Origin of the sequence: Streptomyces albicerus (genome assembly GCF_008905045.1) — a bacterium.
GTDB lineage: Bacteria > Actinomycetota > Actinomycetes > Streptomycetales > Streptomycetaceae > Streptomyces > Streptomyces albicerus.
Map to the genome: position 1 here is coordinate 127,683 of NZ_VWMY01000015.1, position 14,900 is coordinate 142,582.

Annotated in this window: 13 protein-coding genes; 6 read left to right on the forward strand and 7 right to left on the reverse strand. The window is 70.9% G+C overall.

Annotated elements, in window-relative coordinates; translation table 11 throughout:
* Nucleotides 1-16: 16 nt before the first annotated feature.
* Nucleotides 17-1,492, forward strand: a complete 1,476-nt coding sequence (locus tag GAS53_RS15415) for a penicillin-binding transpeptidase domain-containing protein (protein WP_151478201.1) — start codon at nucleotides 17-19, stop codon at nucleotides 1,490-1,492.
* On the opposite strand, the gene GAS53_RS15420 is transcribed toward GAS53_RS15415, so the two are convergent.
* Nucleotides 1,472-3,493 (reverse strand): sensor histidine kinase, encoded by a 2,022-nt coding sequence (locus tag GAS53_RS15420; protein ID WP_151478148.1) that lies wholly within the window; start codon nucleotides 3,491-3,493, stop codon nucleotides 1,472-1,474. The genes GAS53_RS15415 and GAS53_RS15420 overlap by 21 nt on opposite strands.
* Before the next feature lie 189 nt (nucleotides 3,494-3,682).
* On the opposite strand from GAS53_RS15420, the gene GAS53_RS15425 reads away from it, so the two are divergent.
* A complete protein-coding gene (locus GAS53_RS15425; protein ID WP_151478149.1) occupies nucleotides 3,683-4,198 on the forward strand; it encodes a DUF3291 domain-containing protein in 516 nt (171 codons plus the stop codon).
* A 2-nt stretch (nucleotides 4,199-4,200) separates the two neighbouring features.
* Here the strand turns inward: GAS53_RS15425 and GAS53_RS15430 are convergent, their stop codons facing one another.
* The gene (locus GAS53_RS15430; protein ID WP_151478150.1) at nucleotides 4,201-5,307 is read right to left on the reverse strand and encodes a ferritin-like domain-containing protein; all 1,107 of its coding nucleotides are present in this window, start codon (nucleotides 5,305-5,307) and stop codon (nucleotides 4,201-4,203) included.
* A gap of 183 nt (nucleotides 5,308-5,490) precedes the next feature.
* Here GAS53_RS15430 and GAS53_RS15435 point away from each other — a divergent pair, with 183 nt between their 5' ends.
* The 4 genes from GAS53_RS15435 to GAS53_RS15450 all read left to right on the forward strand — a co-directional run bounded on the left by GAS53_RS15435 (nucleotide 5,491) and on the right by GAS53_RS15450 (nucleotide 9,012).
* Nucleotides 5,491-6,420 carry an AurF N-oxygenase family protein gene (locus tag GAS53_RS15435; protein WP_151478151.1) on the forward strand — a complete coding sequence of 310 codons (930 nt, stop codon included), beginning with the start codon at nucleotides 5,491-5,493 and terminating at the stop codon, nucleotides 6,418-6,420.
* A gap of 112 nt (nucleotides 6,421-6,532) precedes the next feature.
* Complete coding sequence (locus GAS53_RS15440) at nucleotides 6,533-7,258, forward strand: TetR/AcrR family transcriptional regulator (RefSeq protein ID WP_151478152.1); 726 nt, start codon at nucleotides 6,533-6,535, stop codon at nucleotides 7,256-7,258.
* 10 nt (nucleotides 7,259-7,268) lie between these two features.
* Nucleotides 7,269-7,628, forward strand: a complete 360-nt coding sequence (locus tag GAS53_RS15445) for a hypothetical protein (RefSeq protein WP_151478153.1) — start codon at nucleotides 7,269-7,271, stop codon at nucleotides 7,626-7,628.
* A 106-nt stretch (nucleotides 7,629-7,734) separates the two neighbouring features.
* On the forward strand, nucleotides 7,735-9,012 hold the full coding sequence (locus GAS53_RS15450) for a C40 family peptidase (RefSeq protein WP_151478154.1): 1,278 nt from the start codon (nucleotides 7,735-7,737) through the stop codon (nucleotides 9,010-9,012).
* On the opposite strand, the gene GAS53_RS15455 is transcribed toward GAS53_RS15450, so the two are convergent.
* The 5 genes from GAS53_RS15455 to GAS53_RS15475 are packed head-to-tail and all read right to left on the reverse strand — an operon-like array spanning nucleotide 8,985 to nucleotide 14,792.
* A complete protein-coding gene (locus tag GAS53_RS15455; protein WP_151478155.1) occupies nucleotides 8,985-10,238 on the reverse strand; it encodes a styrene monooxygenase/indole monooxygenase family protein in 1,254 nt (417 codons plus the stop codon). The two genes, GAS53_RS15450 and GAS53_RS15455, sit on opposite strands and share 28 nt — an antisense overlap.
* A 43-nt stretch (nucleotides 10,239-10,281) precedes the next feature.
* On the reverse strand, nucleotides 10,282-10,935 hold the full coding sequence (locus GAS53_RS15460) for a GTP-binding protein (RefSeq protein WP_151478156.1): 654 nt from the start codon (nucleotides 10,933-10,935) through the stop codon (nucleotides 10,282-10,284).
* A complete protein-coding gene (locus tag GAS53_RS15465) occupies nucleotides 10,916-11,317 on the reverse strand; it encodes a DUF742 domain-containing protein (protein ID WP_192583125.1) in 402 nt (133 codons plus the stop codon). The genes GAS53_RS15460 and GAS53_RS15465 overlap by 20 nt, the downstream gene beginning before the upstream one ends.
* Before the next feature lie 5 nt (nucleotides 11,318-11,322).
* The gene (locus tag GAS53_RS15470; protein WP_151478158.1) at nucleotides 11,323-11,826 is read right to left on the reverse strand and encodes a roadblock/LC7 domain-containing protein; all 504 of its coding nucleotides are present in this window, start codon (nucleotides 11,824-11,826) and stop codon (nucleotides 11,323-11,325) included.
* On the reverse strand, nucleotides 11,823-14,792 hold the full coding sequence (locus tag GAS53_RS15475; RefSeq protein WP_151478159.1) for a sensor histidine kinase: 2,970 nt from the start codon (nucleotides 14,790-14,792) through the stop codon (nucleotides 11,823-11,825). Before GAS53_RS15475 ends, GAS53_RS15470 begins: the two co-directional genes overlap by 4 nt.
* Between the last annotated feature and the right edge of the window lie 108 nt (nucleotides 14,793-14,900).

Genomic DNA, 14,900 nt, shown 5'->3' on the forward strand with positions numbered 1-14,900 from the left:
CGGGAACGGCCGCCCCATGACCCGGTACATCCGCCACGCCGCCGCCTTCTGCGCCCTGCTCCTGCTGGCGCTCCTCGCGAACGCCACCCGAATCCAGATCGTCCAGGCCCGCTCGTACGACGAGAATCCGGCCAACCGCCGCCACACGATCGCCCGTTACGGCCAGCCGCGCGGGAACATCCTCGTCGGGGGCAAGGCCGTCACCGGTTCCAAGGACTCCGGGGAGCAGTTCCGCTACGAACGGACGTACAAGAACGGCCCGTTGTACGCGCCCGTCACCGGCTTCGCCTCGCAGGTGTACGGGACGGACCTGCTGGAGGGCGCCGCGGACGGCGTGCTGGCCGGCACCGACCCGATGCTCTCGCCGCTCCCCCTGTGGAACGACCTCACACGGGCCCGCAACCCCGGCGGCAACGTCGTCACGACCCTCGAACCGGCCGCGCAGCAGGCGGCGTACGCCGCGCTCGGCTCCCGGCGGGGCGCGGTGGCCGCGGTCGAGCCGTCCACGGGCCGGATCCTGGCACTGGTCTCCACCCCTTCCTACGACCCCGAGGAGCTCTCCGGGACGGACTCGGCGGTGGCGGACGCGTGGGCGCGGCTGAACGGCGCCGCGGACAAACCGATGCTCAACCGGGCCGTACGGCAGACGTATCCGCCGGGCTCGACCTTCAAGGTGATCACCGCCGCGGCGGCCCTCGACGCGGGCGTGGTGCGTGACGTCGACGAGCCCACCGAGTCCCCGGACCCGTACCGGCTGCCGGGCAGTTCGGCCCGGCTCACGAACGAGGTCGAGGGGTGCGCGAACGCCTCGCTGCGCTATGCCTTCGAGTGGTCGTGCAACACGGTCTTCGCCAAGCTGGGCGTGGACGTCGGACTGGCCGGCATGCGGACCAAGGCGGCCGAATTCGGCTTCAACGACCGGCAGTTGAAGATCCCCTTCCGGGTCTCCCCCAGCACCTTCGACACACGGGTGGACGAGGCTCAGCTCGCGCTCTCCTCCATCGGCCAGTACAACACCCGGGCGACGCCCCTGCAGATGGCGATGGTCGCGGCGGCCGTCGCCAACCACGGCTCGGTGCGTACGCCCCACTTGGTGGAGCGGACGACCACCGACGACGGCGACACGGTGTCGACGACCGGCCAACGCACCCTGCACCAGGCCATGAACGCCGCCACCGCAGTCCGGCTGCGCGAGCTGATGACGGACGTGGTGGAGGAGGGCACCGGCGAGAACGCCGCCATCCACGGCGCCACGGTCGGCGGCAAGTCCGGCACCGCCCAGCACGGCATCCACAACTCCGGTACGCCGTACGCCTGGTTCATCTCCTGGGCCCAGGCGGACGACTCGATGGAGCCGGCGGTGGCCGTCGCGGTCGTCGTCGAGGACGCGGCGGCCGACCGGGGCGACATCAGCGGGGGCGGGGACGCGGCGCCGATCGCACGGGCCGTGATGGAGGCGGCGCTCAAGTCCTCATCCCGCGAAGGTGGTTGAGGAGGACGACGAGGCCGATGACGTCGACGGGGCCGATGCGGTCGACGAGGCCGGCGGGTCCGGCTGCTGGACGAGCGTGGCGGGCAGCGCGATGTAGGCCGTGACGCCCGAGCCCTCGGTGGGCCGCAGCTCCACATGGGCGCCGAGCCGGGCCGCGAGCGTGCCCACCACATGGTGGCCCAGGAACCGGGTGGGGGCGGCGAGCAGGGACGTGCCGCCGCCGGACAGCAGGGCGTTGGACTGGGCGAGCCGCTCGGCGGTCATACCGATGCCCCGGTCGACGACGGCCAGGCAGTACTCGCCCGCGTCACGCCAGCCGTGGATCTCGACGGACTGCGTGGGCGGGCTGAACATCAGGGCGTTCTCGACGAGTTCGGCGAGCAGATGGGAGAGCTCGGCGACGGCGTGGCCCCGGATGCGGCAGTACTCGACGCCCGCCACGGCGACGCGCTGGTACTGCTCGACCTCGGCGACGGCCGACTGCACCACCTCGGCGACCGTGACCGTGCCGGGCCAGGAGCGGGCCGGTGCCTCCTCGCCCGCGAGGACGAGCAGCGACTCGGCGTTGCGCCGCATCCGCGTGGCCAGGTGGTCGAGTTCGAAGAGCTCGGCCAGGGAGTCCGGGTCGAGCTCCTGGCTCTCCAGCCTGGTGATCAGACCGAGCTGGCGGCCGAGGAGCGCCTGGTTGCGGCGGCCCAGACTGGCGAGGGACTCGGTGCTGTTGCGGCGCAGGACGGCCTGTTCCGCGGCGAGGCCGACGGCGGTTCGTTCGACGTTGCGCAGGGCGGCGGCGAGGCGGCCGATCTCCCGTGCGCTGCCCGGCACTTGGGGCTTCTCCGGATCCGCGGCGACGGGGGTGTCGGGGTCTGCCTCCTGGATGCGCCGGACCGCGCCGGGCAGGCGGGAGCCCGCGACGGCGTCGGCCTCGTCGGCGAGCGCGCCCAGGGGGCGGGTGATGGAGCGGGCGGATAGGACGGCGAGCGCGGCGGCCACGGCGAGGATCAGCGCACCGAGGCCGAGGAAGCCGCCGAGCTGCCACGTGGCGGCACTGCCGGTCTCCTCCGCATGGGTGCGTACGCCGTCGCCGACGGTCCGCTGCACGCCGTGCAGGTCGTCGACGAGCGTCGTCATGTCGGCCCACCAGCGGGCCGGGGCGACCCGGACCTGCGATCCGTCCGCGCCCCGCTCGGCCTGCCGCTCGTAGCCGGTGGCGCGCCGGGCGGCAGCCGTCTCGAAGGCGGCGTCGAGCGCCGACTGCTGTGCGGGGGTGGCGAGTTGGCGGAACTGGCCCAGCGCGGCCACGCGGGTCGCCCGGATCTCGGTGAAGTCGAGGTACTCGCCGGACCGGAAGCGGCCCGCCGCGAAGACGCCGTTCAGGGAGCCGCGTTCGAGGGCGACGGCCTCGGTGGCGCGGGCCAGGGCCTGAAGGGCCTGCACGCCTTCGGTGATAGGGCGGTCGCCGTCGGGCATGCCGGCCGACTCGGCGTCGATCAGGGTGGTGACAGCCTTGGTGTAGAAGCGGAGGGTGTCGGCGCGATCGGCGGTGCCGGTGTCGACGTGCGTCCGGGTCACGGTGAGGTCGCCGAGAGGGCGCCGGGCCTCGCCGAGGGCCGAGGCCGCGGCCCCGGCCAGATCGTCGCTCCCGTCCGAGAGCGCCGCACCCAGTTCCTCCTGGGCGTCGTCCGTACGCAACCGCTGCTTCTGCACGTCGTCCCGGTACTCCTTGGCACCCCCCAACAGCCCGTTGGTCAGGCCGCGTTCACGCTGCAGCTCCCGTACGAGATCCTGCACCCTCAGCAGGACGCCGACCTGGGCCTCGGTCTCCCGCGCGGCGGACCAGTCCTCGGCCCGGTCGGCGACGCCGAGCCCGGTCAGGGCGAGCAGCAGGCAGGTCGGCACTGCGAGGACGACGGCCATACGGCCTCGAATGGAGCCCCAGCCGGGGAAGCGGCCGGGGAGGCGGACGGACTGGTCAGGTCGGTGGAATCGGTTCCCCGTCATGTCCCGCGAGGCTAGGGGCGGGCCGGTGAGGGTCCGATGTCCACTCCGTAAGACATCGGTTCACAGGTGCTCACGCGGCGCGGGGGCCCTCTGTGAGGCGGCCTGGTGAGAGGCATGTGCCGCGGCGCGGTGCCCGCTCCGTGAGACGGGGGGTGTTGCCCGCCCGCCGACCGACCTAACGTTCGGTACATGACTCGACCCGCAGCCGCGTACGAACTCGCCCAGGTCAACATCGCCCGCCTCAAAGCCCCGCTGGATTCCCCTCAGTTGAAGGACTTCGTCGACGCCCTCGACCCGGTGAACGCGGTCGCCGACGCCGCCGACGGTTTCGTCTGGCGCCTGCAGAGCGACTCCGGCGACGCGACGGACATCGCCGTCTTCGGCGACGACTGGCTGATCATCAACATGTCCGTGTGGCGCGACACCAACGCCCTCACCGCGTTCATGTACCAGGGGCAGCATCGCGAGCTCCTCGCCCGGCGCCGCGAGTGGTTCGAGCGGATCCAGGAGGCGATGGCGACCCTGTGGTGGGTGCCCGCCGGACACCGGCCGACGGTGGCCGAGGCGGAGGAGCGGCTGCTGCACCTGCGGGCGCACGGGGCCACGCCGTACGCGTTCACGCTGCGGACGCCGTTCCCGCCCGGGGAGGCGTTCCCTGCCGCTGGGGAGACCCGGGCCCTCCTGGATGTGGAGTGCCCGGTCTAGGGCTACGACTCCGCCCCTGCCTCGATCGCCTCCTCCACCTCCGTCACCCGGGCCTGTTCCTCCGCGGCGAAGCGTTCCGCGTCCAGCTTTTCCGCCAGTTCCTCGTCCTGGGCCATGAGGAGGTCGAGGTTGGAGTTGCCCATGTCGAAGACGCCCATGTCGACGTAGGCCTGCTGGAGCCGTTTGCCCCACAGGCCGATGTCCTTGACGCAGGGGACGATGCGGGAGAACAGCAACTGGCGGAACAGGGCGAGGAATTCGGACTGCTCGCTGTACGCCTCCGCCTCCGCCTTGGGGATGCCGAAGTTCTCCAGGACCTCGACGCCGCGCAGCCGGTCGCGCATCAGATAGCAGCCCTCGATGACGAACTCCTCGCGTTCGCGGAGCTCGGCGTCGGTGAGCTGCTTGTAGTAGTCGCGCAGGGCCATGCGGCCGAAGGCCACGTGCCGGGCCTCGTCCTGCATCACGTACGCGAGGATCTGCTTGGGCAGCGGCTTGTCCGTGGTGTCCCTGATCATGCCGAACGCGGCGAGGGCCAGGCCCTCGATGAGGACCTGCATCCCGACGTACGGCATGTCCCAGCGGGAGTCGCGGAGGGTGTCGCCGAGGAGCAACTCGAGGTTGTCGTTGATCGGGTAGAGCATTCCGATCTTCTCGTGGAGGAAGCGGGCGTAGATCTCCGCGTGCCGCGCCTCGTCCATCGTCTGGGTCGCCGAGTAGAACTTGGCGTCCAGGTCGGGCACGGATTCGACGATGCGGGCCGCGCAGACCATGGCCCCCTGCTCACCGTGCAGGAACTGGCTGAACTGCCATGAGGTGAGGTGCTTGCGGAGTTCGCCCTTGTCGCGGTCGGTCATCGTCTCCCAGTACCGCGTGCCGTAGATCGAGATCGACTCGTCGGGGGTGCCCAGCGGATCGTGCGGGTCCACCTCCAGGTCCCAGTCGATCCGCTTCTGGCCGTCCCACTGCTTGTCCTTGCCCTTCTGGTACAGGGCCAGCAGGCGATCGCGGCCTTCGTCGTACTCCCAGCTGAACCGTGCCGCGCCGGTCGCGGGCACCTGCCAGACGGGGGCTCCGGGGTCCTTGACGTACTGGTCGTAGGTCGGCATGTCTCGCAGGCTCACACGTAGTAGACGGCGGGTCAACAAGTTGCGCGAGAGGGATTGACGAGCTTGCTGACAGGCAGTCTCATAAGAGGTGACCGCCGGTAACTGGACTCTTTCCCCCGCTACTTCCCACTGCTTCCCGCTACAACTTCCCTCTACTTCCCGTACGACGAGGTGGGCACAGCCATGACGACCGTGACGGAGGCCGAGGTGCTGCGCGATGCGCTCGGTCTGCTCAAGGACCGGGAGCAGGTGGCCGAGCGGCTGCTCGACTCCTCCGCGAAGCACTCGTTCGACCCCGACGAGGAGCTGGACTGGGACGCGCCCTTCGAGGAGGGGAAGTGGTTCTGGCCGCCGGAGTTGGTGTCGCTGTACGACACCCCGATGTGGAAGCGGATGAGCGAGGAGCAGCGGGTTCTGTTGTCGCAGCACGAGGCCGCCGCGCTGGCCTCGCTGGGGATCTGGTTCGAGATCATCCTGATGCAGCTGCTCGTGCGGCACATCTACGACAAGGCGGCGACGAGCGCGCATGTGCGCTACGCGCTGACCGAGATCGAGGACGAGTGCCGGCACTCGAAGATGTTCGCGCGGCTGATCGCGCGGGGCGGGACGCCGTGGTACCCGGTGAGCCGGCTGCACCAGAACCTGGGTCGCTTCTTCAAGACGGTGTCGACGACGCCGGGTTCGTTCACCGCCACTCTGCTGGGTGAGGAGGTGCTCGACTGGATGCAGCGGTTGACGTTCCCGGACGAGCGGGTGCAGCCGTTGATCCGTGGGGTGACGCGGATCCACGTCGTGGAGGAGGCCCGGCATGTCCGCTACGCGCGTGAGGAACTCCGCCGGCAGATGGTCACCGCGCCGCGGTGGTCGCAGGAGTTCACGCGGGTGTCCTCCGGTGAGTTCGCGCGTGTCTTCTCGATCGCCTTCGTCAATCCGGAGGTCTACACGAACGTCGGCCTCGACAAGCGTGAGGCTCTCGCGCAGGTGAAGGCGAGCGGGCATCGACGGGAGGTCATGCAGACGGGTGCGAAGCGGTTGACTGATTTCCTGGACGACATAGGGGTGCTGCGAGGTGCCGGCCGGCGGCTGTGGAGGTCCTCGGGGCTACTGGCCTGAAAGACGGGGGCGCAGCCCCCTCTTTCAGGGGCGCGGGGAACTGCGCGACCAGCCCCCACCCGCCCGCACCCGGCACACACCCCCCGCACCCCCGGGGGGCTACGCTGCGAGCATGACCTCGGAGGCTCCCTCACGCGCGTACCGACGGCTCAGTGTCGAGGAGCGGCGGAGCCAGCTGCTGGACGCGGCGCTGTCGCTGTTCGCGCACCGGGCACCCGAAGAGGTCTCACTGGACGACGTGGCGGAGGCCGCCGGAGTCTCACGCCCCCTGGTGTACCGGTACTTCCCGGGCGGCAAGCAGCAGTTGTACGAGGCCGCCCTGCGCTCGGCCGCGGAAGAGCTGGAGCACTGCTTCGCCGAACCCCCGGACGGCCCGCTCACCGGGCGGCTCTCCAACGCCCTGGACCGTTACCTCGCCTTCGTGGACCAGCACGACGCCGGCTTCAGCGCGTTGCTGCAGGGCGGAAGCGTCGTCGAGACGTCCCGCACGACGGCCATCGTGGACGGCGTACGACGGGCCGCCGCCGAGCACATCCTGAGCCACCTGGACGTCGAGAAGCCGGGCCCCCGCCTGCGGATGACCGTCAGGATGTGGATCACGGCCGTCGAGGCGGCCTCGTTGATCTGGCTGGACGAGGAGAAGGAACCCCCGCTGGACGAGTTGCGGGACTGGCTCGTCGAGCAGTTCGTGGCCTGCCTGGTGGCCACCGCGGGACGCGATGCGCAGACCGCCACGGTCGTACGGGCCGCACTGGCGATGGAGGCCGCGGACGGCCCGATGGGCACGCTGGCCCGCCGGGTGCTGCCCGTGGTGAGCGACGCGGCGCACCTGCTGTGACACTGGCTCCGTGAAGAGCGAAGACACCCCCTTCGAGGGCGGCCCCCTGGACGGCCGCGTGCTGCCGGTCCTGCTCGGCGCGACCGGACACCCGCCGAAGGTCTACCGCGTCCCGGTCCCGGACAAGGCCGGCGGCCCGCCGACGGTCCTCGTCTACCGGCGAGTGCAGGCGGGCACGAGCAGAAGGCTCAGCCTGCATCAGGGGTGGAAGTACGAGTACGACCCCTCGGGCAAGAGCGGCAAGCTCAAGTGGCCATGGTCCAAGCCAGAGGCCAAGCCCGACGCCAAGCCCGACGCCATGCCGGACACCGCGCCCGGCATCAAGCCAGACGCCACGCCGGACGGCAAGTCGGACGACACCGACGAGTGACTTCGCTGGGCCGAACCGCCCACGGTCGGCGCGCGGAGTCCGCGCGCGCGTCTGATGCTCACGGTGCGGAGGAGCGGAAGGGCCGCCCCGCACCGGAGGTGATGACGTGTCAGGAAGGCTTCTGCGGCTGGTCTGTACGGCGGCGCTCGCGGCCGGCGCGGTCCTCGCACCCGTACCGGCCGTGGCGGTGCCCGAGCCCGGTGAGAGCTCCGCAGCGGAGCCCGCTCCGGAAGGTGAGAGCTCCGTAGCCGAGCCCGCTCCGGAAGGTGAGCGGTCCGTCGCCGCGTTGCTGACGGACCTTCAGCGGCTGTACCGGGAGGCCGAGCAGGCCACCGAGACGTACAACGCGACCGAGGAGAAGCTGAAGCGGCAGCGGACCAGGGTGACGAAGCTCAACCGGCGGCTCGCCGCGGCCCGGCTCTCGCTCCAGGACAGCCGCGGCGCCGCGGGCCGGCTCGCCCGGCAGCAGTATCAGAGCACGACCGAGATCTCCTCATACGTACGCCTGCTGCTCGCCCGTGATCCGCAGCACGCGCTCGACCAGGGCCAGGTGATCCGCCAGGTCGCGCTGGAACGGTCCGGAACGGTGGAGCGCCTGGCCGTGAACGAGAGAAGGACCGACGAGCTGGCACGCCGGGCCCGCACAGCCCTCGACGCCCAACTCACCCTCGCCGAACGGCAGAAGAAGGCCCGGGACGCCGTACGGAAGCGTCTGAAGGACGTCGAGGAGCTGCTCGCCTCACTGACCGCCGAACAGCTCGACCAGCTGGCCGAGCTGGAGAAGTCGGGGGTGGCCGAGGCGCAGAAGGACTTCATGACGTCGGGGGCACTCAGCAGTACTCCCGCTCGGACGCCCTCCCGGGAGGGGGACGAGGCGCTGCGCTACGCCGTGGACCAGATCGGCAAGCCGTACGAGTGGGGCGCCGAGGGCCCCGCCGCGTACGACTGCTCGGGCCTCACCTCACAGGCCTGGGACCACGCGGGCCGCCCCATCCCCCGCACCAGCCAGGAGCAGTGGGCCCAGTTGCCCCGCATCCCGCTGAGCGAGCTGCGCCCCGGCGACCTGGTGATCTACTTCCCCGAGGCCACCCACGTGGCCATGTACCTGGGCGACGGAATGGTCGTACAGGCACCACGACCGGGAGCAAGGATCAAGGTCTCCCCGATCGCGGCCAACCCGATCCTGGGCGCGGTCCGCCCGGACCCGACCGGGGAACCCCTGCGGCGGTACGCGCCACCGCGGCTCCCCCGAGGGGCGATGGACGGTTCGGATGAAGGCTACGCCCAGCAAGCGCCCCTTAAGGGGCGCGGGGAACTGCGCGACCAGCCACGTACGGCCCGCACGGACGGGAGTGCTCAGCCCCCTGCCACAGATGCCAGGTAAGCCTCGGTCTTCTCCGGCTCATAGAAGAAGTTCTCGAAGTCGGCCGGATCGTTGAACCCATTGGCGAAACGGTCCGCCACAGGCGGAAGCTGACCCGCGGCGCCAATAAGGTTCAGCACATGCTCGGGCGGAACGCCCAACATCGCGTTGGTCCACTTGGTCACGTACTGAGCCGTGTCCCAGTACCGCTCGAACGTCCCCCGCATCCAGGCTTCGTCGAACTCCTTGTCCCCACGCTCAAGAATCGACCCGAGATACGAAGCCGCACACTTCGACGCGGAGTTGGACCCCTGCCCGGTGATCGGGTCGTTCGCGACGACCACATCGGCGACACCGAGGACCAGCCCACCACCCGGCAGCCGGCCGACCGGATTCCGCACCGTGGGCGTGTAGCGCCCGGCCAGCGTGCCACCGGCATCCGTGAGTTCGACCTTGGTGGCCCGCGCGTACTCCCACGGAGTGAACCGCTCCATGAGTTCCAGGATCAGGGAGAGGTGTTCCGCCGGGTCCTTGACGCCTTGGAAGACGTCGAGCGGGCCGCCGGGTATGCCCTCCCAGAAGAGGATGTCCGCGCGGCCGGAGGTGGTGAAGGCCGGCATCACGAAGAGCTCGCCGACGCCGGGGACGAGGTTGCAGCGGACCGCGTCGTAGTCGGGGTGCTCGGGGCGCGGGCCCAGACCGTGGACGTACGCGACGGCCAGCGCGCGCTGCGGCTCCGTGTACGGGGAGCGGGAGGCGTCGCGGCCGAACATCGACACCAGCTCGCCCTTGCCCGCCGAGACGAGGACCAGGTCGTACGTACGGGCGAAGAAGTCGAGGTCGGAGACGGCGGCGCCGTGGATGACGAGCTGGCCGCCACGCTGGGCGAACGTCTCCATCCAGCCGGCCATCTTCACGCGCTGGTCCACCGACTGCGCGTACCCGTCGAGCGTGCCCACCCAGTCGATCACGCGCTGCGTGGGCCCCGGGTCGTGGGAGCCGGGCGCGGCCACCGAGACGCCGAGTCCTTCGATCTTCGGGGCCTGGGACTCCCAGAAGTTCAGCTGGAGATCGCGCTCGTGCTGCAGTGCCGTGTGGAACATGCACTGGGTGGACATGATGCGGCCGGTACGGATCTCGTCCGCGGTCCGGTTGGACATCAGAGTGACCTCGTACCCGTGCGACTGGAGTCCGAGGGCGAGCTGGAGTCCGGACTGGCCGGCTCCGACGACGAGTATCTTCCGCATACCGGTGCTGTCTCCTACTCGGTACTACTCGGGGCTGACTTCACTACTCGGGGCTGACTTCGAGCGCGTGGCCGACGAGGGCCAGCAGCGTCTCGATCACCGAGAACCTGCGGCGCGCGTCCATGATCATGACAGGTATGTGTACGGGCACCGTCAGGGCCTCGCGCACATCCGCCGGCTCGAACTCCTCGGTGCCGTCGAAGTGGTTGACGGCGACGACGTACGGCAGCCCGCAGCTCTCGAAGTAGTCGAGCGCCGGGAAGCAGTCCTTCAGGCGCCGGGTGTCGGCGAGGACCACCGCACCGATCGCCCCGCGCACCAGGTCGTCCCACATGAACCAGAACCGCTGCTGCCCCGGCGTGCCGAACAGGTACAGCACCAGGTCGTCGTCGAGCGTGATGCGGCCGAAGTCCATGGCCACGGTGGTGGTCAGCTTCCCGGGCGTCGAGCTGAGGTCGTCGGTGTCCTCGCTCGCCTCGGTCATCAGCGCCTCCGTCTGGAGGGGCGTGATCTCGGAGGCGGCGCCGACGAGGGTGGTCTTGCCGACGCCGAAGCCGCCCGCCACCACTATCTTCGTGGCGATCGGCGCGCGCGTCCGGTCCTTCTGCCAGGCCTTCAACTCCTCGTCGGTTTCGACGAGTTCGGGGTAACGAAAGCCATCGGCGACGCGGGAGGCGTCAGAGACGACGGAGTCCACTCAGCACCCTTTCCAGCAGAGCGCGGTCCGGCTGTCCCGGGCCGTGACCTGTTCCGTACACACGGATCTTTCCCTGGTCCGCCAGGTCGCTGAGGAGCACCCGGACCACACCGAGCGGCATCCTCAGCAGGGCGGCGACCTCGGCCACCGTACGCATCCGGCGGCACAGCTCGACGATGGCCCGCATCTCCGGCATCACCCGACTGGAGAGTGAACCATTCTCCAACTCCCGCCGCTCCTCCGGGGCTTCGAGCGCCGCCACGAACGTCTCGACGAGCAGGACGTGCCCGAAGCGCGTACGGCCGCCGGTGAGCGAGTACGGGCGTACGCGAGCGGGTTTGCGGTCGCCGCCGCGGACCGGGAGCTTGGGCGTGCCGCTCACGTCGCTCACTTGGCGGCCTCCATCGACGTGGCCTCGATCGACTGGCGCAGCTCGCTGCGGAGTTCGGGGGTCAGGACATGTCCCGCACGGCCGACGAAGAGCGCCATGTGGTACGCGACGACGCTCATGTCGCAGTCCGGGGCGCCGTGCACGCCGAGCAGCGAGCCGTCGCTGATCGACATGACGAAGACGCCGCCCTCCTCCATCGCGATCATCGTCTGCTTGACGCCGCCGCCGTCCATCAGCTTGGCGGCGCCGATGGCGAGGCTGCCGATGCCGGAGACGATGGTGGCCAGGTCCGCCGCGGAGCCCCGGGGCGAGGTGGGTTTGTTGTCCCTGCTCTCCCGTGCCTGAGCGTTCCTCCCGGGGTCGGAGGAGAGCAGCAACAGGCCGTCGGAGGAGACCACCGCGACCGACAGGAGTCCCGGCACCTCCTCGACGAGGTTCGTCAGCAGCCAGTGCAGGTTACGGGCCTCACTGCTCAGTCCGAAGGTACTGGACGCGGTCAACTGCTTGCCTCCTCGACTGTGTCCCCCTTGGTTTCTACGGCATGTGCGGCGGTCGGCTTCAGCTCCGACGTCTGTTCGGCGATCTCCGCTTCGACGTCGCGGCGGCCGTCGTTGGCGCCCTGGTGGAATCCGCCGAGCCTGCGACGCAGCGCCTCGGCGTCGACGGATGCCGTGCGCGGCCTCGCGGCCGGCGCGGGCGCGGAGATCTTGGGGGTCCGCTTGGGCAGACCCTTGTCGGTGACCGGTTCCGCCGGCTCCTGCGATGTCGGCGGCGGGTGCGGCGCGTCGGGGACGCGCTCGTGGGTGTCGGGACCGATGGCGTACGGGTCGGTGGGGTAGGTGGGGTACCGCTCACTGGTGGCCTGGGCCGGGAGCTCGATCGCCGGGGCGTCAGCTCCGGGTTCGCGGGCCGCGGCCTCGCCGGGTTCCGAGGGCTCCTCCACCGGGGGCACCGGCGCCATGAGCACCATGGTCGTCTCGGGCCCGGAGGGCTCGGAGGGCCCGGAGATCTCGGCGGAGCCGATGGGCTCGGCGGACTCGGCGGGCTCCGTGGGATCGACAGGATCGGCGGGTCCGGCAGGCTCCGCCTGCTCGGGCGCGGCATCGACGCGTACGGAGTCCTCGGCGGCATCGTCGCGTACGGAGTCCCCGGCGACGTTGTCGGCGGCATCGTCGGCGTCCCTCAGCGAGTCCTCCGCCGCCGCGATCAGCGGGTCGCGGTCCGAACGGCCGTACAGGACATTGGAGTTGACCTCGGCGTCCGCTCCCGGGAGGGACAGCGAGGACGCGCCACCGGTCGTGCGGGCGGTGGTCGCCGAGGGTACGGCGACGGCGGGAGCGGCGGCGAGCAGGGACTTGGGGAGGACGACGACCGCCGCGATGCCGCCCTGCTTCTGCTCGCGCAACTGCACCCGTACGCCGTGCCGGTGGGCGAGCCGGGCCACCACGTACAGGCCGAGCCCGAGGCCCTCGCCGCTCTCCTGGTCGTAGGTGTCCTCGGGGTCGAAGTCCGAGAGGCGGGCGTTGAGCTGGGTGAGCCGGTCGCCGGTCATGCCGATGCCCTCGTCCTGGACGGAGAGCATCACCTCGCCGCTCTCCAGGAGCCAGCCGGAGACCTCGACGGGCATGTCGGGCGGCGAGAACGACGAGGCGTTCTCGAGGAGTTCGGCCAGCAGGTGGCTGATGTCGTCCGCCGCGAACCCGGCGAGGTGCGCGTGCGGCGGCAGCGCGGCGATCCGTACCCGCTCGTACCGCTCGATCTCGCTGACGGCGGCGCGGACGACATCGACGAGCGGGACCGGGCCGGGGTGCTGGTGGCCGTGCTCCGTGCCGGCGAGGACCAGCAGGTTCTCGCTGTGGCGGCGCATGACGGTGGCGAAGTGGTCGAGCCGGAAGAGCGTCGCGAGGCGGTCGGGATCCTGCTCGCGCTCCTCGAGGCCCTCGATGACGCCGAGCTGCCGCTCGACGAGGCCGAGGGTGCGCAGCGCGAGATTGACGAAGGTGCCGTGGATGGACTGCCGGACCTGCTCCAAGTGGGCGGCGGCCTCGGCGAGTTCGGTACGGAGTCGGTCCCGCTCGTCGGCCATCTTCTGGCGCTGGCCGATGAGGTGCTTGCGGTCGCTCTCGAGGGTCGTCAACCGCTCGTGAAGCGCGAGGGCGTGCGCGTGGAGCGCGTTGACGGAGCGTACGACCTGGGCGAACTCGTCGTTGCGGCCGGTGAACCTGACCAGTTCCTCGGTGGCCGGTTCGGCGGCGAGACGGGCCGAGCCGAGGCGCAGGACGGCCAGCGGGCGGGTCAGCGTGCGGGCCATGGCCGTGGAGACGCCGACGGCGAGCAGCATCAGGGCGCCGAGGATCGCGATCCGGATCTCCAGCGCGGTGACGTCGTCGTCTCGCAACTGGGCGAGTTCCTTGGCCCGTTGGGTGTTGAGCGAGGCCTCGACGCCGCGCATCAGCTCGACGCGGGCGGAGAGCGCGGCGTCCAGCTTCTTGGTGTCGGTGGCGAGTTCGGAGTCGGAGAGGGTGGGCCGGTCGGCGAGGTTCGCGAGGTACTTCTCGGCGGAGGTGACGTCGGGGCCGTTCACCGTGGAGTCGTACGAGGCGCGGTCGGCCTTCGGCGCGGTGTCGCCGAAGCCGGAGAGAGCCGCCTGCTCGCGGACGTTGGCCTGCAGGGCGGCGGCGGTGAGCGCGTTGCGCTGTTTCGTCTCGGCCTCCGACGACGTGGTGGTCGTGGTGGGCAGGCCGGTGATCGGGTCGGTGGTGGTCCGGGTGGTGGTGGGTACGTTCAGGGCCGCGAGGAGCAGGCCGCGGGTCGCGGCGGCCTGCTGGACGGCGGTGTCGAGGTCGGCGAGGGCGTGCGCGCCGGCGCCCGCGCGGGGCGGGAGCTCCTCGGCCAGTTCCTCGGCGAGGCCGTGGAGTTCGGTGAGGGCGGCGGAGTACGCCTGATGCGCTTCGAGAGCGGTGCTCTCTCCGGTGAGCGCCGCTCTGCGTACGGTGGCGATGTTGTCGAGGGTCTTCCGGAACGCCGCGGGAGCGTCGGCCTCGACCGCTTCGGCGCGCAGCTCGTCGACCTGCCGGTCGACGCGGGCGCTGCGCCGCTCGGAGGGGCCTCCGCCGTCGGGGCGTCCGGCCGCGATGTAGGAGGTGACCTCGTCGCGCTCGTCGGCCAGCGAGTGGGCGAGGGCCAGCGCGTCCTGGGTGCGCCCGGCGAGCGTCACCAGGTTCTGGGAGTCGTTCAACTCGCTGGAGGCGGCGATCACGGACGGGGCACCGGCTCCGGCGATCGCGGCGGCCACCACGGCGACGGCGATGATCAGCCGGGTGCGTACATGGGCGGGGCGGCCGCGGCCCGCGGGGTCCGGGGGGTCCTGCGCGGCCGAAGAGTTCGGTGTGCGCCCGGAGGCTTCACCCGAGACCGACTGCCTGCCCTTGCGCCGAGGCCGCATCATCTGCACCGGTGCTCGCATTCTTGACTCGTGTCCCCATGGGCCCGGGTGACGATCCGTCAACTCGCGTGTCGTCCCGGTACGGCTCCCGACCCTCCCAGTGCCGGTGGGCAGTGGTCGCGCATCACC

Coding starts and splice junctions, on each gene's coding strand:
- GAS53_RS15425 (WP_151478149.1), top strand. CDS start 3,683: ATGACTCGACCCGCAGCCGCGTACGAACTCGCCCAGGTCAACATCGCC.
- GAS53_RS15415 (WP_151478201.1), top strand. CDS start 17: ATGACCCGGTACATCCGCCACGCCGCCGCCTTCTGCGCCCTGCTCCTG.
- GAS53_RS15440 (WP_151478152.1), top strand. CDS start 6,533: ATGACCTCGGAGGCTCCCTCACGCGCGTACCGACGGCTCAGTGTCGAG.
- GAS53_RS15435 (WP_151478151.1), top strand. CDS start 5,491: ATGACGACCGTGACGGAGGCCGAGGTGCTGCGCGATGCGCTCGGTCTG.
- GAS53_RS15475 (WP_151478159.1), bottom strand. CDS start 14,792: ATGCGAGCACCGGTGCAGATGATGCGGCCTCGGCGCAAGGGCAGGCAG.
- GAS53_RS15455 (WP_151478155.1), bottom strand. CDS start 10,238: ATGCGGAAGATACTCGTCGTCGGAGCCGGCCAGTCCGGACTCCAGCTC.
- GAS53_RS15420 (WP_151478148.1), bottom strand. CDS start 3,493: ATGACGGGGAACCGATTCCACCGACCTGACCAGTCCGTCCGCCTCCCC.
- GAS53_RS15430 (WP_151478150.1), bottom strand. CDS start 5,307: ATGCCGACCTACGACCAGTACGTCAAGGACCCCGGAGCCCCCGTCTGG.